Genomic DNA, 21,024 nt, shown 5'->3' on the forward strand with positions numbered 1-21,024 from the left:
GTTCAGGTGCGCAGTGTAGCATAAAGGCTCCGGTGCGTTGACACCGGAGCCCTGAGATTAACGCGGCAGGGCAGTTCCCCATTCACGCCACTCTTTCGGTTCACTTTCGAGCAGCAGGAAGTGTTTACCCGGTTGCGCTTTCGGTGCCAGCGGTGTGCCCGGTGGTGTGGCAAACGCAATCCCACCGCGAATGAACTGGTTGAAGGTACCGGTTTTCACGACACCCCCCGTCAGGCCAAAGTCCAGCGAATAGCCGGAAGCCAGCCAGAATACCGAGTTATTTCGCACCAGATGCTGGTAACGTTCGCTGATCCGTAACGCCACCATTACGCGGTCGGAGAGCGTCCCGAGCGTCAGACCGGTCACTGTGCCCACTTCAATACCGCGGAACAGAACTGGCGTGCCGATGCTAAGCGAACCAGCTTCTGGTACCTCCACCACAATGCTCAGACCATCAAGATAGCGCGAATCAGTGATCGTGGCTTCCTGCAGCTCAAAATCACGACGGGCATTGCCCTGGCCAGGCTCGACATTAATATACGGTTGCAGAATGGTGTCGAGATGCTCAACACCTGCCGCCGAGATTTGCGGTGTCACCACCGAGAAGCGAGAACCCGTGCGGGCGAAAGTCTGCACATATTCCGGGTAAAGCACGGCGGTGGCCTGCACCTCGTTACGCGAGGTGATCAGCGTCAGCTTCTGGATCTGCCCGATATCAATACCCAGATAACGGATTGGCATCCCTTCAGCCAGTTTCCCCGCATCAAAAGCGTGCAGGGTAATTTGCCCGCCAACGGCACGTGCTGCGGTTTCGGACGGGAAGAGAATACGCTTATCACCTTTGCGCAGATTCGCGCCTGCACCACTGAGGTTATCGAAGCTAATTGCCCCACGCAGCGCGCGTGAAAGTGGGGAAGCCTGCACCGTCAGCCCGTTACCGTTGAGCTGAACTTTTGCACCGCCTTCAGCCCAGAATACGCTGTTTGGCGTCAACAGCTTACGATACTCCGGCTTGATATGCAGTTCGATATCAAATGCGTCCGCGCGAGGGCGAACGGTGATCACTTCCCCGACCTCAAATTTGCGATAAAGCACCACGGAGCCTGCCTGAACGTCCGGCAATGTCTCGGCACTTAATGTTAGTGTCGTGGTAGGAAGATCGCTCAGGCTGTTTTCAATCGCTTTATCCAGGTTGGCATATAGCGGATAGCTGTCACGCACAGGGCCTTTATCGCCCGGAAGAATGCGGATCCCTCCGTTGACCCATTCGCTGGCGCTGGCCCCAAGGAACTCCACCCCGTCCAGACCCACTTTCACGTCGACACGACTGTTAACCACAAACTTACTGTCGCCATGGACCAGGTTGCTGTATTGCGGGTCAATGGCGACCGAGAAGCTCACGCCGTTCTCGTTAAGCGTACGTTCCAGAACTTGCCCTACCTGGACACCGTGTAAAATCAACGGCTGGCCAGCTTCGATACCGTAGCTTTCTGGCGCATTCAGCGTAACCGTCACGACACCTGGTTTTTGCAACAAGGCTTTATCGGCCGGGGCAATCACAAAGCTATTGCTGGGCTGACCTTCACCGGGGATCAGTTCAAACGTATTGCCCGTCAGCAGGCTACTGATACTGGCATCGCTGAGAGAGAGTTTCGGACTGCGCATTTCAATGCGAGTTTTCTCGCGTAGAAGGTCGACCACGCTCGGATCAACAGTCATTTCGCCTGTGACTGAACCGCTCGGGTTGAGCGTCATTTTGGTGAGCTGACCGACCTGCAACCCTTGATACATCAGCGGCGTTGAACCGGCTTTTAGTCCCTTTGCGTCAGGCAGGACGAGTTTAACGATCACCCCACGCTGGCTGTGCGCCAGGTCAGCGTACAATCCGAACGAATCATCAGCGGTGGCAGGGCTTGAGTTTTCCGGGGAATCAAAGGCAATGGCGCCATTCACCAGCGCAGCCAGACTCTCCAGTTTCACCTTTGCACCGCTCAGACTGAGATCGGCATCGACGCCGGATACGTTCCAGAAGCGGCTGCCCTTTTTAACCAGATTGGTAAAGCGGCGCTCGATCAGCACATCAATGGTGACACCTTGTTTATTCGGGTTGATGGCGTAATCGTAAACGCGCCCCACCGGTATTTTACGGAAATAAACCAGTGAGCCACTGTTCAGAGAACCGAGATCCGGTGCCTGCAGATGGATCATCAAATCGCCGTTGTTAAGGCGGTACTTGGGCTGTGTATCCAGGGCAACAAAGTGATCCTGTGGCTCACCTTTACCTGGCATCATACCGATATAGTTACCGCCCACCAGCGCATCCAGACCGGAAACACCCGCCAGAGAGGCTTTTGGCGTAACCAGCCAGAACTGCGTTTCGCTGCGCAAGGCATCCTGCATGTCTGATTTAATACTGACCCGCACCTGAATCTTGTTCAGCCCTTTTCCAAGGGAGATGTCCTGAACCGTACCCACTTCAACTCCCTGGAAGCGAACAGGTGTTCGCCCGGCGACGATACCGTCGGCGGTCTGGAAATCAATGGTGACGGTACTCCCGCGATCTTGATAGCTCGTCCAGATAAGCCAGCCTGCAATCATCAGGGCGATGACAGGCAGCAACCAGAATGGCGAAATGCGGCGTTTTGTTTTAATTCTCGCTTCAGTCGGCGAAGCGGGGGTTTCCTGACTCATGTGCATCCCAAAGTAAGCGGCTATCCAGCCATTCCACAGCAAGAATAGTCAATATCACCGCTGAGCCGAAATAAAAAGCCGCGGGTCCCATTGTAAAAGCAAGTAACTGGTCACGATTAATCAGCGACATCATCAACGAAATCACGAACAGATCCAACATCGACCAGCGACCAATCCAGGTGACGAATCGCAGAAGCAGGATACGGGTTCGTAACCCCTGCTCACATTTAAAGTGAATGCTGATAAGCAGGGTAAACATCACCACTACTTTGGTAAACGGCACCAGGATACTGGCGATAAACACAATTGCCGCGACCCCCACATTGCTGTGTGCAAGGGAGATAATACCAGAGAGGATGGTATCCTCCTGACGTGCACCATTCACATAAATAATGGAAATCGGCAGCATATTGGCTGGGATCAGAAACACAATAGAGGCAATCAGTGCGGCCCAGCATTTTTGCAGACTGTTGTTGCGCCGTACCTTCAAAGGAATATGGCAGCGTGGGCAGCGGCCACGCGCGTCAGGCAGCCCGGTGTAGTGGCATCCCAGACAGACCCGAAGGTTCTCATTCGGGCGTGTGGCAGGGCGCTGAGGGTAAAAACGCTCCCAGAGTTGCTCGACGTTCAGGTGTATCAGCGTCAGGATACTGAGCAATACCAGACAGATAAAAGCAAAGAGTCCGACGCCTGGCTGCAGGAACGCGTAGTCCTGTACTTTGATCGACGCCACGCCAACACCCACAAGGTAGATATCCAGCATGACCCACTCTTTAAGTTTATCCAGCATCAGCAACACGGGTCGCAGGTTCATACCCAGGATATTGCCGAGCCACAGATACGCAATCGCAGCGACCAGTACCAGCGGCGCGCCCACGGTACAAAAAAGCACCATGGCTGCAGTCACCGGATCTCCCTGGCGCGTCATCTGCCAGATCCCTTGCAGCACGTTGGCGTCAATGCGCACACCTAGCAGATAGAGTTTCAGCAGCGGCTCGCTCCACGCGAAAGGCATCAGGAGCAGCATGGTGACGGCCATGGCGGCGAGGCGGGTCAATGACCAGTCCCGCCCGTCACGAATTTTGGCATCACAGCGGGGACAAAAGGCACTTTGATGCGATTTCATCTTCGGCAACATAAAAAGCGTATCGCACTGGGGGCAACGCTGATAATGTGCACGAGGCAAAGCTTCGCTTACCGTATGGACAGTTATCTTTTTTGTCGGCGTGATTTTGGTTGTTTTTAAGGCCATCGGCTGCGCACAAATAAGTATTGTTGAACGTTATATTAACTCATGAACGGATTCATCTTGAGCATGAGCGCATTTAATGCTTATTTTAATAGGCTCTGCGGTAATTTTGTAAGACAACTAAGTGATTGAAGAATGAACAAAACAGAATTCTACGCGGATCTAAACCGCGATTTTAAGGCATTGATGGCGGGTGAGACCAGCTTCTTAGCCACTCTGGCAAATACAAGTGCATTACTCTTTGAACGTCTGTCCGAGGTGAACTGGGCCGGTTTTTACCTTCTTGAAGGCGAAACGCTGGTGCTGGGGCCATTCCAGGGGAAAATCGCTTGCGTGCGTATCCCTGTGGGGCGCGGCGTGTGCGGAACCGCTGTCGCTAAAAATGAAGTACAGCGTATAGAGGACGTTCACGCGTTTGACGGGCACATTGCCTGCGATGCCGCTAGCAATTCTGAAATCGTTCTGCCACTGGTGGTAAAAAATCAGATTATTGGCGTTCTGGATATCGACAGTACGGTCTTCAGTCGCTTTACAACCGAGGACGAACAGGGACTGCGCGAGCTGGTAGCAAACCTGGAAAACGTTCTCGCAGCAACCGATTATCAAAAATTCTTTGCGAGCGTCGCAGGATAATCAACGGATAACGTAGCATTTACTGATAGCGTCATTATAATGACGCCTGTTCATGCCTGCGCTTGTTGGCAACGTCCGTTGTAATCAGGAAATTTCATGGAAAATCAACCTAAGTTGAATAGCAGTAAAGAAGTTATCGCATTTCTGGCCGAGCGTTTCCCACAGTGCTTCAGTGCTGAAGGTGAAGCTCGTCCCCTGAAAGTCGGTATTTTTCAGGATCTGGTGGCACGTGTTGAAGGGGAAATGAACCTCAGCAAAACTCAACTGCGTTCCGCCTTACGTCTTTATACTTCGAGCTGGCGTTACCTGTACGGTATCAAACCGGGCGCGACTCGCGTGGATCTCGATGGCAACCCTTGTGGTGAGCTGGATGAGCAGCACGTTGAACACGCGCGTAAACAGCTGGAAGAAGCCAAAGCACGCGTTCAGGCACAACGTGCAGAACAGCAAGCGAAAAAACGCGAAGCCGCAGCGGCAAACGGCCAGGAAGAAGCGCCTCGTCGTGAGCGTAAACCACGCCCTGCACCGCGTCGTCACGAAAATAACGATCGCAAACCGCGTGCTGACAAACCTGCAGCGAAAGCCCCGCGCGCTCCTCGTGAAGAGCCGCGCCATACTCCGGTTTCAGACATTAACGCCCTGAGCGTTGGTCAGGCACTGAAAGTAAAAGCGGGTAACAATGCTATGGACGCCACTGTACTGGAAATCACCAAAGATGGCGTTCGTGTACAGCTGACTTCTGGTATGTCAATGATTGTACGCGCAGAACACTTGTTGTTCTGAAACGGAGGCCAAGCCTGGCATGAACACTTTTTTTAAGCTCACCGCGCTGGCGGGCCTGTTTGCCATAACAGGTCACGCTTTCGCAGTGGACGATATCACGCGTGTTGATCAAATTCCGGTTCTTAAGGAAGAGACGCAGCACGCAACTGTGAGCGAGCGTGTGACCTCACGTTTCACCCGTTCACACTATCGTCAGTTCGATCTCGATCAGGCCTTTTCGGCCAAAATCTTTGACCGCTATCTGAACTTGCTGGATTACAGCCATAACGTTTTGCTCGCCAGCGATGTCGAGCAGTTCGCGAAGCGTAAATCCGAGGTGGGTGACGAGTTGCGTTCAGGCAAGCTGGATCTGTTCTACGATCTCTACAACCTGTCGCAAAAGCGCCGCTTTGAACGTTATCAGTACGCGCTGAAAGTGCTGGAACGTCCGATGGACTTCACCGGCAATGACACCTTTAATCTGGATCGCAGTAAAGCACCCTGGCCGAAAGATGAAGCCGAGTTGAATGCGCTGTGGGACGGAAAAGTTAAATATGACGAATTAAGCCTTAAGCTCACTGGCAAAGATGAAAAAGAGATCCGTGACACGCTGACACGTCGTTACAAATTTGCCATTCGTCGTCTGGCGCAGACTAACAGTGAGGATGTCTTCTCACTGGCAATGACTGCCTTTGCCCACGAAATCGATCCGCATACCAACTATCTCTCCCCGCGCAATACCGAGCAGTTCAATACTGAAATGAGCCTGTCTCTCGAAGGTATCGGCGCGGTACTGCAGATGGATGATGATTATACCGTGATCAATTCGATGGTCGCAGGTGGCCCGGCATCCAAAAGCAAAGCGATAAGTGTAGGTGATCGCATTGTGGGTGTGGGACAAACCGGTCAGAACATGGTTGATGTGATCGGCTGGCGTCTTGATGATGTGGTGGCGCTGATTAAAGGCCCGAAAGGCAGCAAAGTTCGTCTGGAAGTTCTGCCTGCAGGTAAAGGCACTAAAACCCGTATTGTTACCCTGACCCGTGAGCGTATCCGTCTGGAAGACCGCGCGGTGAAAATGTCGGTGAAAACCGTGGGTAAAGAGAAGGTAGGTGTTCTGGATATTCCAGGCTTCTACGTAGGGCTGACTGACGATGTGAAAGTTCAGCTGCAGAAGCTTGAAAAGCAGAACGTTAGCAGCATTATCATCGACCTGCGCAGTAACGGCGGCGGTGCGCTGACGGAAGCGGTTTCACTCTCTGGTCTGTTCATTCCATCTGGTCCTGTGGTTCAGGTACGTGATAACAACGGTAAAGTGCGTGAAGATGCCGACAACGACGGTGTGGTCTACTACAAAGGCCCGCTGGTGGTCCTGGTTGACCGCTTCAGTGCTTCAGCGTCAGAAATCTTTGCCGCGGCAATGCAGGACTATGGCCGTGCGTTGATCGTGGGTGAGCCGACGTTCGGTAAAGGCACCGTTCAACAGTATCGCTCTCTGAATCGTATTTACGATCAGATGCTGCGCCCTGAATGGCCTGCGCTGGGTTCGGTTCAGTACACTATTCAGAAGTTCTACCGCGTGAACGGTGGCAGTACGCAGCGTAAAGGCGTGACACCGGATATCATGATGCCGACAGGCACGGAAGAGACGGAAACCGGCGAGAAGTTTGAAGATAACGCGTTACCGTGGGACAGCATCAACGCTGCGACCTATGTGAAAGCGGGTGATATGACGCAGTTTGGTCCTGAACTGCTGAAAGCGCATAATGACCGCATTGCGAAGGATGCGGAATTCCAGTACATCATGAAGGACATTGCGCGTTTCAATGCTCTGAAAGATAAACGGAATATTGTTTCTCTGAACTACGATCAGCGTGAAAAAGAGAACAACGAAGACGATGCAACACGTCTGGCGCGTATCAACGATCGCTTCAAACGTGAAGGCAAACCTCTGCTCAAGAAACTTGACGATCTGCCAAAAGATTACAAGGAGCCAGATCCCTATCTGGATGAGACGGTGCATATTGCACTCGACCTGGCGAATCTTGAAAAAGAGAAACCTGCCGTACAACCTGCTCCGGCAAAATAATCTCCCAACAGGCACAAGAAATTGTGCCTGTTTCTTTTTGTTCTGCATCCTTCCGTCAGGCAGGTTTCCAATTGTGTAAAGTTGTGTCTTTCTGGTGACTTACGCCCGCCGGATGCTTGAAAATAGCCACAATACCCATACGATGTGGGTAATCGCATAGTGCGTTTTGTTAAACTGAGGTTAAAAGAAAATTATGATGCGAATCGCGCTCTTCCTGCTCACCAACCTTGCGGTCATGGTGGTTTTCGGGCTCGTGCTAAGCCTGACAGGAATTCAGTCGAGCAGCGTTCAGGGTCTGTTGATTATGGCGCTGCTGTTTGGTTTTGGTGGCTCTTTCATTTCACTTCTGATGTCGAAATGGATGGCACTGAAATCGGTAGGTGGTGAGGTTATTGAACAGCCGCGTAACGATATGGAACAGTGGCTGATGAATACGGTTGCTCAGCAATCCCGTCAGGCTGGGATCGCCATGCCACAGGTCGCTATTTACCATGCGCCGGATATCAATGCGTTTGCTACGGGGGCCCGACGCGATGCATCCCTGGTTGCTGTCAGCACCGGGTTGTTGCAGAACATGAGCCGTGATGAAGCCGAAGCGGTTATTGCTCACGAAATCAGCCATATCGCAAATGGTGACATGGTGACTATGACCCTGATTCAAGGCGTGGTGAACACCTTTGTTATCTTTATCTCCCGTATTCTGGCGCAGATTGCGGCAGGCTTTATGGGTGGCAACCGCGACGAAGGTGAAGAGAGCAATGGCAATCCGCTGATCTACTTCGCTGTTTCCATGGTACTGGAACTGGTGTTCGGTATTCTGGCAAGCATTATCACCATGTGGTTCTCCCGTCACCGTGAGTTCCACGCGGATGCCGGCTCCGCAAAACTGGTTGGGCGTGAGAAAATGATTGCTGCGCTTCAGCGTCTGAAAACCAGTTACGAGCCACAGGAAGCGAACAGTATGATGGCTTTCTGCATTAACGGAAAATCGAAGTCACTGAGTGAAATGTTTATGTCTCACCCGCCGCTGGATAAACGTATCGAAGCGCTGCGTAGTGGGGAATACATGAAGTAACGTGAAGAACCGCAATAAGCCGGGCTGGAGAATACTCCGCCCGGCTTTTTTTATGCCTGGACTCTGGGCTGGGTAATGCGTAGACCGCTGACGATAGCCGCGAGGGTCGCAAGGGCTCCAGCGCTCAGGAGTGCAATGTGATTACCGTTTTGCCCCGCAAGGTTGAACATCAGGGCAACCAGTGCTGCACCGGTGCTTTGCCCCAGCAAACGCGCGGTACCCAACATACCACTGGCCCCTCCACTGCGATGACGCGGCGCTGAGGTAATAATGGTGTGATTGTTGGGGGACTGGAACAGGCCAAACCCGGCACCGCACAGGATCATGCGCCAGATAATGTCCAGATCGGAAGGCGATGGCGGCAGCAGTGCCAGCGCGAAAAGGCCTGTTGCCATCACTGCCAGCCCCAGTGCACCTAATAAACCAGCATGAACGCGTTCAATTAAGTAACCCGCCAGCGGTGCCATCACCATCGTAGCCAGTGGCCAGGGGGTTAACAACAGCCCGGTCTCCACTTCGGAACGTCCCACCACGCTTTGCAGGAAGAAGGGCAGTGAGACCAGGGCCAGCATCTGGGCGCAGAACGAACAGACAGACGTACAAATGGAGAGTGAAAAGAGGGGAATACGCAGCAGATCAACCGGCAGTAACGGTACAGGAAGTGTGAGCTGGCGGCGAACAAAGAAGAAACCTGTCACAAGCAAGACAATGAGTTCTGCGGCAGTAAGCATCAGGGATTGTCCTTGTGCAAAACCACTCAGGGCCGTAATCAACAGACCAAAAGTGAGGGCATTCATTACCGCGCTCACTACGTCGAAGCGCGGCATTGTACTTTTGGGACCGTTAGCCGGGAGAAAACGCAGGGCAAAGAAGATAGCCACGATACCCAGCGGCACATTTATGGCGAACAGCCATTGCCAGGACGCGACGGAAAGAATGGCTGCCGCAATAGTTGGCCCGGCGGCGGAAGAGACCGCGACAATAAATGAGTTTATTCCCATGCCGCGCCCCAGATGGCGCTGAGGATAAATCAAGCGGATCAACGCCGTGTTTACACTCATGAGTGCTGCGCCACCAAAACCTTGCGCTATACGTGCAAGTGTCAGGGTATGTAGCGAATCAGAAAGAGCACATAACAAAGAGGTGAAGGTGAAAACCACCAGGCCGCACTGATACACCCGACGATAACCGAACATATCGCCCAGAAAAGAGAACGAGAGCAGGGAAATCACGATTGCAATCTGATAGGCGTTAACTATCCATATTGAACTGGCGGGGGAGGCATGCAGATCGCTGGCGATGGTTGGCAGGGCAACATTCGCAATTGCGCCGTCAAGGACGGCCATTGAAATACCGATAATAATGGTAGCAATAGCGCCATACCGCTGGGGTAAAGGCAGGCCATCGGAAAGGTTCTTTTCCATTAGGGGTAAAAAGCTCAGTGTGAAATTATTCTCAGGGTAACTATTTTAGCATCGTTAATGCAGTGATATGTCGCAGATTTGTAACGAAGTAAATGCGGATTGATTGCAGGTAACATGACGGGAACTTATAATAAAAACCAGTTCTGATTTTTATAAAACACTCGCTATGAGGTGGTAAATGGCAATTGCCGATTTGGATAAACAGCCAGATTCTGTTTCTTCCGTGCTGAAGGTGTTTGGCATCTTACAGGCGCTCGGGGAAGAGCGTGAAATTGGTATTACAGAGTTGTCGCAGCGTGTGATGATGTCGAAAAGCACTGTTTATCGCTTTTTGCAAACCATGAAGTCACTGGGTTACGTTGCGCAGGAAGGCGAGTCTGAAAAATACTCTCTGACACTGAAACTGTTCGAACTGGGTGCCCGTGCGCTGCAAAATGTTGACCTGATCCGCAGCGCCGATATTCAGATGCGTGAAATCTCTCGTCTGACCAAAGAGACTATCCACCTGGGGGCACTGGATGAAGACAGTATTGTCTACATCCATAAAATCGACTCCATGTATAACCTGCGAATGTATTCACGCATTGGCCGTCGTAACCCACTCTACAGTACTGCAATTGGTAAGGTTCTGCTGGCATGGCGCGATCGTGAAGAAGTAAAACAGATCCTCAATGGTGTGGAATACAAACGCAGTACGGCACGAACCATTATCAACACCGATGAACTGTTAACCGTGCTCGATAAAGTGCGTGAGCAAGGGTATGGCGAAGATAACGAAGAGCAGGAAGAGGGCCTGCGCTGTATTGGCGTTCCGGTATTTGACCGCTTTGGTGTCGTGATTGCAGGGCTGAGTATTTCTTTCCCTACGTTGCGCTTCTCAGAAGAGCGACTGCACGAGTATGTGGCTATTCTGCATACTGCAGCACGTAAGATTTCTGAGCAGATGGGTTATCACGACTATCCGTTTTAATCCCTGTTAGCATAAAAAACGCCGCATTTTTGCGGCGTTTTTTGTCGTTAGCCGGGCTGATCAGCCATTATCGATGACGACAGACATTTTACGCAGTACCGGGCAGTTAGTCAGGCCAATGATCCCGCTATCAGAGTGCAGATACTGCGCCGTGCTCACGCCTTGTGCTGTTAAGTATTTACACTGAATGCCTAATCCTGCTGCGTTTTCAGTGCTTCCCACCAGCACGCCATAGCCTGTTAACAGAAGACCAATCCAGACGATAGCCAGTACAATAATTGTTCGAATAATTAAGCGCATCAATGCCTCTTTATCGTTGTTATCATTAATCAAGCGTAAACGGTTTACGCTATGAAACAAGTGCATGATTCTGAAAAAGGTTTGATGGCGGTACAGTTAGTCCTTGTTTAAGATAACCGTGATAACCTGGTTACATCAGGTCTTTAGACGGAGTGTGGAGTGAAAAAAATACGCTGGGTAATTCTGATAATCGTGCTGATAGCGTGCGTGGTGTTATGGACGCAGACTATCAATGTGATGTGCGATCAGGATGTACAGTTCTTTAGCGGCGTTTGCGCAATAAATAAGTTTATTCCGTGGTAACACGCATTTTTTATCAAGGTGATTTCCTTCCTTCGCGCCAGTGGTAAAATAGACGTTTTTATTGAGGTGGTGAAATGGGTGAGTTACTGAATTCGGGGCTGCTGAATATGGCATCCCTGATGATTTCTTTGGTCGTTCTGCTTGTGGGGCTGGTCATTTGGTTTTTTGTGAACCGAGCCAGTTCACGTACTAACGAGCAGATCGAACTGCTGGAAGCACTGCTCGATCAGCAAAAACGTCAAAACGCGTTGTTACGCCGTCTGTGCGAGGCTAACGAACCGGAAGAGAAAGACGCGCAGAAAGACGCTGTTGCTGAAGACGACAAAGACGAAGACGACTTTATCCGCCTGGTGGCTGAGCGTTAATCTTTCTGTCCTGGGAGGTGGCTGTGGTCTGGAAAAATCCCTGGTATGACCCCTCCCTGAAACATCACACGCCGAATGGTTTTCGTAATACCAGTTCGGTCGGCCATCAACCCGGTGACCTTGAACGCTGGCGAAAAGCGCGTAAAGCGGCCGACTTGCCCAGACCACCTGCACTCGGTTATGAGGATTTTATACGTCAGTGGTGGCAACCGGTTGATCTAATGCAACCTCATGAGGATGGGGTATGGTGGCTGGGACACGCGAGTGTGCTGCTGCAGATAGACGGCAATATTCTCCTCACTGACCCGGTTTTCTCACATCGTGCCTCTCCGCTCCCTTTTCTGGGACCACAACGTAAAACCCCTCCGGTACTTTCTGTTGATCAACTTCATCAGCTTGATGCTGTCGTTATCTCACATAATCATTACGATCATCTTGATGACGCAACTATCCGTAGGATCCTTAAACGCTTCCCTGACGTGAGTCTGTTTGTACCTTTAGGTCTGGCCGACTGGTTTCGCCGCCGGGGAGCAAGACGCGTGGTTGAACTCGACTGGTGGCAGAGTTTCACCTGGCAGGGGATGACGTTGAGCGCTGTTCCGGCACAGCACTGGAGTATGCGCACACCCTGGAATCGAAACCGCTCATTGTGGTGCGGTTGGGTCTTTGAAGGGCGGCATCACCGTTTCTGGTTTAGCGGCGATACAGGTTATTCGCCTGAGCTACTGTTGATACCGGAGCGTTTGGGGAGAATTGATACTGCAGCATTACCGATTGGTGCTTATGCCCCACGATGGTTCATGGCTGTACATCATATGGACCCTCAGTCTGCTGTTGCGTTGTGGCAACAGTTGGGCTGTCCTCTGGCGTTTCCCATTCACTGGGGGGTGTTTGAACTGGCAGATGAAGCGCTGGATGACCCTGTGAGAGAGTTAACGGAAGCACTAGATAATTTAGCACCAGTTGATAGTTCTTTAAGGATACTGAAAATTGGTGAATATTTATCCTTATAAACGAAGCGATAAATTGTTGCATATATTCTGTATGTGAACGCGATAATAAATGTTTTATTTTTATCGAAACGTTTTGCTTGCCTTGTTTTGATGCAGAGTCATAAAAGTTTCATTATTTTGGTGCATAACTCACTTATTAGCTGATGAATTTTAATACAGTCAGGTGCAGATTATTAACATTGTATTTTCTGCGAAACAATACAGTGTCGTTACAATGATTTAAGCATAAGTTTTCACAAATTGTTCTAACTCAATCAGATCTGAAGATTTCTTTTCCCGGCTGCTGGACGCACTGGAATGATTGAGCTATGTTAAAAAAGTCTTAGATTACAGCGACTGCGAGAGCAACGTTGAGTCTCTGTAACGAAGTAGAATTGCCTGTATGTCATGCGCATAATTGTGCAAAACCTGACAGGCAGTGTTCGAATTTGTGCGGCGGATCGAGACATGTTTAAAAATGGCTTGCCATATTAAACATTGTGTGTGATAACACGTTTTGGGTCAAACGAGGTACAGTTCTGTTTATGTGTGGCATTTTCAGTAAAGAAGTCCTGAGTAAACACGTTGTCGTTGAATACCGCTTCTCTGCCGAACCTTATATTAGTGCCTCATGCAGTAATGTCTCAGTTTTATCTCAGTTAATGCCTGCGGGCTAAGAAAACACTCTAAGGAATTTTGCAAATGGCAAAGATTAAAGGTCAAGTTAAGTGGTTCAACGAGTCTAAAGGTTTTGGTTTCATTACTCCTGCTGACGGCAGCAAAGACGTGTTCGTACACTTCTCTGCAATCCAGGGTAACGGCTTCAAAACTCTGGCTGAAGGCCAGAACGTTGAGTTCGAAATTCAGGACGGCCAGAAAGGCCCAGCAGCAGTTAACGTAACTGCTATCTGATCGAACCACTGCTGACTGAAGCGCTTAGCACTTCACTCTCAGACATAAAGCCTCGCACAACGCGGGGCTTTTTTATGTCCTTTATCTTTCAAAATATTACCATCCCCGTACTTGTTAGTAACTTGTTGCAAAGCTGCGAGGTTAGTAGCACTGTTTCGGCTACTTCTGCTCGGCTTTTCCCGTTAAATCAGGGCGTTGTTAAATTGTCCTGGGGTTCAGGTGAAGAAGAAGATACTTACGACAGCCGGAAATTTCACGCCGGCGCGTTTTGCGCTGCTCTGTTTAGCCATTTTTTGTAGTCTGGCTTTTTTACTGGGTCGTGTTGCCTGGCTGCAAATCATCAAGCCTGACAATCTGGTGAAGCAGGAGGATATGCGGTCACTGCGGGAGCTGGCGATTGATGCTCCACGCGGCATGATCACGGATCGTGAAGGCCGACCACTGGCGGTCAGTGTGCCCGTCAGGGCCGTATGGGCCGATCCAAAAACCGTACTGGCGAAAGGGGGAGTCGGCTTTGATCAGCGCTGGCAAGCGCTGGCGAATGCGCTGCATCTCTCTCTGGCTACGCTCTCGACGCGCATCAACGCGAATCCACAGGGACGCTTCATTTACCTTGCCCGCCAGGTCGATCCGGCACAAGCAAAGTGGATCGATAAACTGAATTTGCCGGGCATCAATTTACGTGATGAGTCTCGTCGTTTTTATCCCGCCGGACACGTGGCAGCGAATCTGATTGGTTTCACCAATATTGACGGGCAGGGTATTGAGGGTGTGGAAAAAAGCTTCAACGCTCAGCTAACGGGCAAGGCCGGGGTCCGGCAGGTAAGAGAGGATCGCTACGGGCGTGTGGTAGAAAACCTGACAGAAGTTGCCCCTTCACCGGCGCATAACATCCAGTTGAGTATCGACGAGCGCCTGCAAACCATTACCGAAGATGCGCTTGATAATGCCGTGGCCTGGAATAAGGCCGAATCCGGGGCATCGGTGTTAATTAACATCCCAACCGGGGAAATACTCGCCATGGCGAGCTATCCGGATTTCAACCCCAATAACCGCGAAGGCGCGACAATAAACGATTTTCGTAACCGTGCGATCAGCGATACATTCGAACCCGGCTCTACCGTAAAACCGCTGGTGCTGATGACCGCATTGCAGCAGGGACTGGTCCAGCCGGACAGCGTGATTGACACCCATCCGTATACTCTCGACGGGCATCGTATTCGTGATGTGGGTTACTACCCTGAACTGACCATGACCGGGATCTTGCAAAAATCGAGCGATACAGGTGTATCCCGCCTCTCGCTGGCGATGCCGGTCCAGCATCTTATTGATACTTACCGTAACTTTGGTTTTGGTACGAATACGGGGCTTGGCTTAACGGGGGAGAGTGCGGGACTTTTACCACAGCGTAAATTCTGGAGCCAGCTCGACAGGGCGACTTTTGCCTTTGGTTACGGGCTGATGGTGACACCGCTCCAGCTGGCACATGTTTACGCCACCATTGGCGGCTACGGGCTTGAGCGTCCTCTCTCAATCACGCGTATCGATCCCCCCGTTATTGGGCAACGTGTCATGCCAGAGGAAATTGCTCATGAAGTGGAGCACATGATGGAGAGCGTAGCACTGCCTGGTGGGGGAGGCGTTAAAGCAGCCGTCCGTGACTATCGCGTGGCGGTGAAAACCGGTACGGCGAAGAAAATTGATGATAGCGGGAAGTATGTTGATAAATACGTCGCCTACACTGCAGGTGTTGCACCCGCCAGCGATCCACGCTTTGCGCTCGTAGTCGTGATTAACGATCCTCAAAACGGGGCATACTACGGAGGTGCTGTCTCCGCGCCCGTTTTCAGCGAGATCATGGGAAACGTGCTACGCCTGGAGAATGTGAAACCTGATGGTTTACCGGCGGGTTCAGATCACCTTATCGTCATGCGTTAACCCGGGCGTTTATAACCAGGGCGAATAGCGTTACACTTCGCCCTTTGATTTATGCTCCGGAGTAGCTATGTCTTTCAGTTGTCCTCTTTGCCACGCGCCCCTGACTCGCTCAGAAATAAGTTACACCTGCCCGAAGGGACATCAGTTTGACATGGCGAAAGAAGGCTACGTGAATCTTCTGCCGGTGCAACATAAGCGCTCCCGAGACCCAGGGGACAGCGCCGAAATGATGCAGGCGCGTCGCGCGTTTCTGGATGCCGGGCACTATCTGCCTTTGCGGGAAACTGTCGCGCAGATGCTGGATGACTCTCTGGGAGAGTCATCATCGGCCATACTGGATATTGGCTGTGGGGAAGGGTACTACACTGCGAGATTTGCCGAGGTTGCCCATAAGAGGGGCGCTCTGACATTTGGTCTGGACGTGTCGAAAGTGGCGATCCGCGCAGCGGCAAAACGTTACACCGACGTGACGTTCTGTGTGGCATCCAGTCACCGCTTGCCCTTCGATGATGCCAGTATGGATGCCGTTATCCGCATCTATGCCCCCTGTAAGGCAGAAGAGCTGGCACGCGTGGTGAAACCCGGCGGATGGGTGATAACCGTTACACCAGGCCCACGTCATCTGCTGGAGTTAAAAGGTCTGATCTACGACGAAGTGCGTCTGCATGCGCCTCATTCTGAACAACTGGCAGGTTTTACCCTGAAGCAAGAGGGATCAGTTGCGTATGAAATGACGCTTAAAGGAGAAGAGGCCGTTGCGTTGTTACAGATGACGCCGTTTGCATGGCGGGCAAAACCGGAAGTGTGGGAAACGTTAACTGCACAATCATCATTTCGCTGCCAGACGGATTTCAGTATCCACGTCTGGCAGCGCGAAGTTTAACCGGCGAAGTGTGCCCAGAGTATCTGGGCTCCGATGCCAATTAACACAATCCCACCCAGAATCTCGGCGCGTTTACCCAGCAGCGGGCCGATAAACCGACCGACCATTATTCCCAGCGTGGACATCATTAGCGTTGCGCAACCAATAGCCAGCGCGGTGGCGATAATATTAACCTGCAAAAATGCCAGGCCAACACCGACTGCCATCGCATCAAGGCTGGTGGCAATTGCTGTGGTAACCAGTAACCAGAAACCGTGGCGGTGTTGAGGCTCCTCATCTTCATCGTCACTGCCGCGAAAACCTTCGATGACCATTCTGCCACCGAGGAACACCAGCAGCACGAACGCAATCCAGTGGTTCCATTCCAGCACAAACTGGCTGGCGAGCATGCCAAGGCCCCAGCCGATAAGCGGTGTCAGCGTTTCAATCGCGCCAAAGATAAGACCGGTGCGTAATGCTTCAGAGAATTTTGGTTTATGGAGCGTGGCACCTTTTCCGATGGAGGCCGCAAAAGCGTCCATGGACATGCCGAAAGCAAGAAGGATGGTAGCGGAGATATTCATAACAGCGTCCAGACCGGGAGATATCCATATGACACATCACTGCCCCCAGTAAACAGCAGTTGATGTATCTATGGTCTCGCCTGATCACAACGCACATAAGATGTGCAGAAAGCGATCCGTACGTGCCACGTTTTTCAACGAGTATGTTGACACGTACATTTCCTGAGAACAGGAAATCGGCTACTCCCCAACGACGGGCGCAACCTTAACATATTTTGAGAATATAAAACAACAATGGAGAGGCATTATTTCAAATGCTTGTTGATAACGATTTTCATTTTTATTTAAGGGTGAATATATCGTTAAGAAATATAGGTGGAAAGAAAAAGAGTAATATAGCTTCGGCTATATTTATTGCGCGAGGTACACACAAAATATAGCCAATGCTATATATCTAACTCATTGAGTTTTAACGAGTAATTTGTATATTTTTTCCAGATCGTCAATATTCTTAACACGAATAAGCAGGCGGCGTTGCTCTAATTGCATGACCAGTACACCATCTTCCGATAAATTCATCTCTTTAATACGGTTATATTCTATCCAGACATTGGCAAAGAAAAATCCACCGGATTTAAAAATGATTTTTGGCGTGCGGATCCAGAACAGATAAATCGCCATTAATGCCAGCGCACATAATAACCATGTGGTTAATATTGCACCATGGCTGGTGACGTTATTGTAAATAAGGATGACGATGAGACCCGCGAAGATAAACGCATCTACGCGACCACGTCGCAAAAGAGGAAGGGAGAGCAGTGTCTCGCCGTAGCGGCGAGGCATGATGAACTCGTCATAGATCGCGTAAGCCAGAAGGGCAGCAATAAATAAAATCAGTACGATGTCTGTGACAGTCATTCATCCTCCAGATGACAGATAAAAAAACCGGGGGCAAGCCCCCGGCGTCTAACGTTATTGCTTTACAGGCCCAGCAAGCCGACAGCGTAACCCGCGATACCGATGATGAAGAAGCCAACGATAATCCACAGTGGGTTGACTTTTTTACGCAGCAGCCACATACAGGCGAAGGTTAACAGCAGCGGCACCAGACCAGGCATAAGCTGATCAAGGATAGTCTGCACGGTGGTGACACGGGTCTGACCATCCTGCCCGGTGATGGTGGAGACCACCAGCGGAATGTTCACATGTGTCCACTTGTTAACCAATGCCCCCATCACAAACAGGCCGAGGATCGACGCCCCCTCAGTCAGTTTTTGCAGGAAGCCGCCGCCCATGTCCTTAACGATGTCTACCCCTTTACGGTAACCGTATGCCACACCGTAGTAGCGGGTCAGCAGACGCACGGCGTTGAACAGGATGAAGAACAGCAGCGGGCCAAGCAGGCTGCCGCTCATCGCGATACCGGCACCCAGTGCCGCGAAGACCGGACGAACGGTACCCCAGAAGATAGGGTCACCCACACCTGCTAACGGACCCATCAGACCGACTTTGATACCGTTGATGGCACCATCGTCAATCTCTGCGCCGTTCGCACGCTGCTCTTCCATCGCCAGCGTTACGCCCAGAACGGGAGCCGCCACATATGGATGGGTGTTAAAGAATTCCAGGTGGCGCTTAATCGCTTGACGGCGTGCTTCGTTGTTTTCCGGATACAGACGTTTTATCGCCGGCACCATGGAGAAACAAAAGCCCAGCGCCTGCATACGTTCGAAGTTCCATGAACCCTGAAACAGGTTAGAACGGATGAACACGCCACGAATATCACCCGGAGTGAGTTTTTTCTCGGTGGTAGTTTTTGTCATATCAACCATTTCGCTCACCTGCTAGTCCAGTTCGTTATCGAGATCGTTATTGCCAGCAGCCTGCACTGGGGCACCCGCAACGCGGTTATATTTCGGGCTCAGCTGGATGTAGAGAATCGCCATCACTGCACCAATCACACCCAGTGCAACTAGGTTGAAGTTGGTGAATGCAGCGGTCACGAAACCGAGGTAGAAGAACGGCATCAGGTAGCCTGCGCGCATCATGTTGATGACCATCGCGTAACCAACTACCACGATCATACCGCCCGCGATGTTCAGGCCGCCGGTGACCACTTCTGGAATGGCGTTCAGCATGCTCTGGACTTCACTGGTACCAACAGAAATCGCGACGATAACCGCCGGAATAGCGATACGCATTGCCTGCAGGAACAGAGACGATACGTGGATCCAGGACAGCGCCGTGAGGTTGCCATTTTCGGCCGCCTTATCCGCTGCGTGCTGGAAAGCAACCGTGATGGTACGAACGATGATGGTCAGTACCTGGCCTGCTGCTGCCAGCGGGATTGCCAGGGCGATACCTGCACCGATACTCTGGTGACCGGCAATAACCAGAACGGTAGAAATGATTGAGGCCAATGCGGCATCAGGCGCAACCGCCGCACCGATGTTCATCCAGCCCAGGGCGATCATTTCAAGGGTACCACCGATGATGATACCGGTTTTCATGTCACCCAGAACGGCACCAATCAGCGTACAGGCCACCAGAGGACGGTGGAACTGAAATTCATCAAGTACGGATTCCATACCCGCAATACATGCGACGACGAACACCAGCACAATCTGAAGAGTGGTAATCTCCATTGCACTTCTCCTATTACATAAGCGTTATGTGAAAACCGGCGCGGGCTTATTTCCCAACTTTACCGATCAAATCCATCATTTTCAGTTTCTGATCCGTGGAAACCTTACGGGCTTCCAGCTCAATACCGCGGGCATTCAGTTTGTTAAATGCCTCGATATCTTTCGCATCAACCGAAATGGCGTTGTTGACCTGCGTTTTGCCCTGACGGAATGCCATACCCCCGATGTTCACGGAGGTGATTTTCACGCCGCCTTCAACAATGCGCTCAACGTCTGTCGGGTTAGTGAACAGTAGCATCACGCGTTCACCCGCATATTTCGGGTTGTTATAAACGCGGATCATCTTGGCGACATCCACCACGTGCGCGGTAACGCCAGGAGGAGCAACCTGAGTCAGAAGGGTTTTACGTACAGTATCGGCGGCAACTTCGTCACTGACGACGATAATACGTCGGACGTTGGTCTCTTTGGTCCAGCGCGTAGCGACCTGACCGTGGATTAAGCGGTCATCAATACGTGCAAGGCCGATAACCATGTAATCGTTCGGGCCCATCGGTTTTGCCGGTGTAGCAGCTTTTGGTGCTGCGACAGACGGTGCGGGTTTCTCGACCGGTTGTGCTTTCAGCGCTTTCACACCTTCGCGGCCAGTTTCAACGGCCAGTGCAACCAACTCATCGAAAGATGGATTGTCGTCGCGCGCCATGAAGGTTTCCACCAGCATCGGGATATTCACCCCGGCGACAACTTCGTAGTGCTCTTTATCGACGACAATGCGGCTGGCAGCATTGAACGGACTGCCACCCCATGTATCAACGAGAAACAGCACGCCTTTGCTGGTATCCAGCTTCGCGAGTTGGGCGTTGTACTTCTCAATCAGCGTCTCGGCATTTTCACCGGGAACGAAATCGATCCAGCCGACGTTTTCCTGCTCGCCCAACAGCATCTCTGCTGTTTTGAGTAGCTGCTCAGCAGCCCAACCATGTGTGCCTATGACAATAGCAATGGTCACTTGCTACCTCCTTTTATTATCATTAATACGCCTGACTGGCAGACGTACTGAGAATCGTATTGGCGAACCGAATCGATTCAGATAAGGGTTAGAGTTCAAAAAACTAAGACTTCCGCGAATTATTTTAGATAGTGAAAAAATAATTTATGTGATGAAGATCCGTAATTTAGCTTTCGCAAACGAGAAATTACTCGTCAAGAATTAAGTCTTATCGAATTTTTGCAAAGGAACGTAAATCTTTGCTAAACAGATATTGTCTCTGATATGTTTAGCCTCCGTTT

The 21,024-nt window shown here is 51.1% G+C and carries 20 protein-coding genes, 1 pseudogene and 1 riboswitch; of the genes and pseudogenes, 12 read left to right on the top strand and 9 right to left on the bottom strand.

Annotated elements, in window-relative coordinates:
- Positions 1–57: 57 nt before the first annotated feature.
- Together HED65_RS00120 and yebS are read right to left on the bottom strand one after the other, a co-directional pair.
- A complete protein-coding gene (locus HED65_RS00120; protein ID WP_168112366.1) occupies positions 58–2,691 on the bottom strand; it encodes a PqiB family protein in 2,634 nt (877 codons plus the stop codon).
- Entirely contained in the window at positions 2,660–3,943 is a 1,284-nt protein-coding gene (gene yebS / locus HED65_RS00125) for a membrane integrity lipid transport subunit YebS (protein ID WP_114976910.1), read from the bottom strand. Before yebS ends, HED65_RS00120 begins: the two co-directional genes overlap by 32 nt.
- A 132-nt stretch (positions 3,944–4,075) precedes the next feature.
- Here yebS and msrC point away from each other — a divergent pair, with 132 nt between their 5' ends.
- The 4 genes from msrC to htpX all read left to right on the top strand — a co-directional run bounded on the left by msrC (position 4,076) and on the right by htpX (position 8,499).
- Positions 4,076–4,573 (top strand): free L-methionine (R)-S-oxide reductase MsrC, encoded by a 498-nt coding sequence (gene msrC, locus HED65_RS00130; RefSeq protein WP_114976911.1) that lies wholly within the window; start codon positions 4,076–4,078, stop codon positions 4,571–4,573.
- A 96-nt stretch (positions 4,574–4,669) separates the two neighbouring features.
- Complete coding sequence (gene proQ, locus HED65_RS00135) at positions 4,670–5,356, top strand: RNA chaperone ProQ (RefSeq protein WP_114976912.1); 687 nt, start codon at positions 4,670–4,672, stop codon at positions 5,354–5,356.
- 19 nt (positions 5,357–5,375) lie between these two features.
- A complete protein-coding gene (gene prc, locus HED65_RS00140) occupies positions 5,376–7,424 on the top strand; it encodes a carboxy terminal-processing peptidase (protein ID WP_114976913.1) in 2,049 nt (682 codons plus the stop codon).
- Positions 7,425–7,617: 193 nt separating this feature from the next.
- Positions 7,618–8,499 carry a protease HtpX gene (htpX, locus tag HED65_RS00145; RefSeq protein WP_028018658.1) on the top strand — a complete coding sequence of 294 codons (882 nt, stop codon included), beginning with the start codon at positions 7,618–7,620 and terminating at the stop codon, positions 8,497–8,499.
- 50 nt (positions 8,500–8,549) lie between these two features.
- On the opposite strand, the gene HED65_RS00150 is transcribed toward htpX, so the two are convergent.
- Positions 8,550–9,923, bottom strand: coding sequence for an MFS transporter (locus HED65_RS00150; RefSeq protein ID WP_114976914.1), 1,374 nt, complete (start codon positions 9,921–9,923; stop codon positions 8,550–8,552).
- 178 nt (positions 9,924–10,101) lie between these two features.
- Between HED65_RS00150 and kdgR the strand changes: the two genes are divergently transcribed.
- Positions 10,102–10,893 carry a DNA-binding transcriptional regulator KdgR gene (kdgR, locus tag HED65_RS00155; RefSeq protein ID WP_114976915.1) on the top strand — a complete coding sequence of 264 codons (792 nt, stop codon included), beginning with the start codon at positions 10,102–10,104 and terminating at the stop codon, positions 10,891–10,893.
- A gap of 60 nt (positions 10,894–10,953) precedes the next feature.
- On the opposite strand, the gene HED65_RS00160 is transcribed toward kdgR, so the two are convergent.
- On the bottom strand, positions 10,954–11,193 hold the full coding sequence (locus HED65_RS00160; protein ID WP_114977445.1) for a YobH family protein: 240 nt from the start codon (positions 11,191–11,193) through the stop codon (positions 10,954–10,956).
- A 159-nt stretch (positions 11,194–11,352) separates the two neighbouring features.
- Between HED65_RS00160 and mgrB the strand changes: the two genes are divergently transcribed.
- From mgrB to rlmA, 7 genes and pseudogenes are all read left to right on the top strand, one after another.
- Positions 11,353–11,496 carry a PhoP/PhoQ regulatory lipoprotein MgrB gene (gene mgrB / locus HED65_RS00165; RefSeq protein ID WP_006175995.1) on the top strand — a complete coding sequence of 48 codons (144 nt, stop codon included), beginning with the start codon at positions 11,353–11,355 and terminating at the stop codon, positions 11,494–11,496.
- A gap of 74 nt (positions 11,497–11,570) precedes the next feature.
- Positions 11,571–11,861 (top strand): YebO family protein, encoded by a 291-nt coding sequence (locus HED65_RS00170; protein ID WP_114976916.1) that lies wholly within the window; start codon positions 11,571–11,573, stop codon positions 11,859–11,861.
- A gap of 23 nt (positions 11,862–11,884) precedes the next feature.
- A complete protein-coding gene (locus HED65_RS00175; protein WP_114976917.1) occupies positions 11,885–12,874 on the top strand; it encodes an MBL fold metallo-hydrolase in 990 nt (329 codons plus the stop codon).
- A gap of 524 nt (positions 12,875–13,398) precedes the next feature.
- A pseudogene (locus HED65_RS00180) lies at positions 13,399–13,543 on the top strand (DUF2627 domain-containing protein).
- Between the two features lie 12 nt (positions 13,544–13,555).
- On the top strand, positions 13,556–13,765 hold the full coding sequence (cspE, locus tag HED65_RS00185; protein ID WP_001062678.1) for a transcription antiterminator/RNA stability regulator CspE: 210 nt from the start codon (positions 13,556–13,558) through the stop codon (positions 13,763–13,765).
- Positions 13,766–13,984: 219 nt separating this feature from the next.
- Positions 13,985–15,703, top strand: a complete 1,719-nt coding sequence (ftsI2, locus tag HED65_RS00190; RefSeq protein ID WP_114976918.1) for a peptidoglycan DD-transpeptidase FtsI2/PBP3(PARA) — start codon at positions 13,985–13,987, stop codon at positions 15,701–15,703.
- A 67-nt stretch (positions 15,704–15,770) separates the two neighbouring features.
- Positions 15,771–16,586 (top strand): 23S rRNA (guanine(745)-N(1))-methyltransferase, encoded by an 816-nt coding sequence (gene rlmA / locus HED65_RS00195; protein ID WP_114976919.1) that lies wholly within the window; start codon positions 15,771–15,773, stop codon positions 16,584–16,586.
- Here the strand turns inward: rlmA and mntP are convergent.
- From mntP to manX, 5 genes are all read right to left on the bottom strand, one after another.
- Complete coding sequence (gene mntP / locus HED65_RS00200; protein WP_114976920.1) at positions 16,583–17,149, bottom strand: manganese efflux pump MntP; 567 nt, start codon at positions 17,147–17,149, stop codon at positions 16,583–16,585. The two genes, rlmA and mntP, sit on opposite strands and share 4 nt — an antisense overlap.
- Before the next feature lie 10 nt (positions 17,150–17,159).
- A riboswitch (yybP-ykoY riboswitch) is annotated at positions 17,160–17,350 on the bottom strand.
- A gap of 198 nt (positions 17,351–17,548) precedes the next feature.
- Positions 17,549–18,007, bottom strand: coding sequence for a DUF986 family protein (locus tag HED65_RS00205; RefSeq protein WP_114976921.1), 459 nt, complete (start codon positions 18,005–18,007; stop codon positions 17,549–17,551).
- Between the two features lie 62 nt (positions 18,008–18,069).
- The gene (locus HED65_RS00210; RefSeq protein ID WP_028018668.1) at positions 18,070–18,921 is read right to left on the bottom strand and encodes a PTS mannose transporter subunit IID; all 852 of its coding nucleotides are present in this window, start codon (positions 18,919–18,921) and stop codon (positions 18,070–18,072) included.
- A 12-nt stretch (positions 18,922–18,933) separates the two neighbouring features.
- A complete protein-coding gene (locus tag HED65_RS00215) occupies positions 18,934–19,734 on the bottom strand; it encodes a PTS mannose/fructose/sorbose transporter subunit IIC (RefSeq protein WP_028018669.1) in 801 nt (266 codons plus the stop codon).
- 46 nt (positions 19,735–19,780) lie between these two features.
- Positions 19,781–20,743 (bottom strand): PTS mannose transporter subunit IIAB, encoded by a 963-nt coding sequence (gene manX / locus HED65_RS00220; protein ID WP_114976922.1) that lies wholly within the window; start codon positions 20,741–20,743, stop codon positions 19,781–19,783.
- Positions 20,744–21,024: the final 281 nt, after the last annotated feature.

It is taken from the genome of Pantoea sp. LS15, assembly GCF_012241585.1.
Lineage (GTDB): Bacteria > Pseudomonadota > Gammaproteobacteria > Enterobacterales > Enterobacteriaceae > Enterobacter.

Excerpts from the sequence above, each read along its gene's own strand:
- mntP (WP_114976920.1), bottom strand. The coding sequence starts at position 17,149 with ATGAATATCTCCGCTACCATCCTTCTTGCTTTCGGCATGTCCATGGAC.
- HED65_RS00120 (WP_168112366.1), bottom strand. The coding sequence starts at position 2,691 with ATGAGTCAGGAAACCCCCGCTTCGCCGACTGAAGCGAGAATTAAAACA.
- yebS (WP_114976910.1), bottom strand. The coding sequence starts at position 3,943 with ATGGCCTTAAAAACAACCAAAATCACGCCGACAAAAAAGATAACTGTC.
- cspE (WP_001062678.1), top strand. The coding sequence starts at position 13,556 with ATGGCAAAGATTAAAGGTCAAGTTAAGTGGTTCAACGAGTCTAAAGGT.
- prc (WP_114976913.1), top strand. The coding sequence starts at position 5,376 with ATGAACACTTTTTTTAAGCTCACCGCGCTGGCGGGCCTGTTTGCCATA.
- HED65_RS00170 (WP_114976916.1), top strand. The coding sequence starts at position 11,571 with ATGGGTGAGTTACTGAATTCGGGGCTGCTGAATATGGCATCCCTGATG.
- HED65_RS00150 (WP_114976914.1), bottom strand. The coding sequence starts at position 9,923 with ATGGAAAAGAACCTTTCCGATGGCCTGCCTTTACCCCAGCGGTATGGC.
- HED65_RS00205 (WP_114976921.1), bottom strand. The coding sequence starts at position 18,007 with ATGACTGTCACAGACATCGTACTGATTTTATTTATTGCTGCCCTTCTG.
- proQ (WP_114976912.1), top strand. The coding sequence starts at position 4,670 with ATGGAAAATCAACCTAAGTTGAATAGCAGTAAAGAAGTTATCGCATTT.
- HED65_RS00160 (WP_114977445.1), bottom strand. The coding sequence starts at position 11,193 with ATGCGCTTAATTATTCGAACAATTATTGTACTGGCTATCGTCTGGATT.
- HED65_RS00215 (WP_028018669.1), bottom strand. The coding sequence starts at position 19,734 with ATGGAGATTACCACTCTTCAGATTGTGCTGGTGTTCGTCGTCGCATGT.
- rlmA (WP_114976919.1), top strand. The coding sequence starts at position 15,771 with ATGTCTTTCAGTTGTCCTCTTTGCCACGCGCCCCTGACTCGCTCAGAA.
- htpX (WP_028018658.1), top strand. The coding sequence starts at position 7,618 with ATGATGCGAATCGCGCTCTTCCTGCTCACCAACCTTGCGGTCATGGTG.
- kdgR (WP_114976915.1), top strand. The coding sequence starts at position 10,102 with ATGGCAATTGCCGATTTGGATAAACAGCCAGATTCTGTTTCTTCCGTG.
- msrC (WP_114976911.1), top strand. The coding sequence starts at position 4,076 with ATGAACAAAACAGAATTCTACGCGGATCTAAACCGCGATTTTAAGGCA.
- HED65_RS00210 (WP_028018668.1), bottom strand. The coding sequence starts at position 18,921 with ATGGTTGATATGACAAAAACTACCACCGAGAAAAAACTCACTCCGGGT.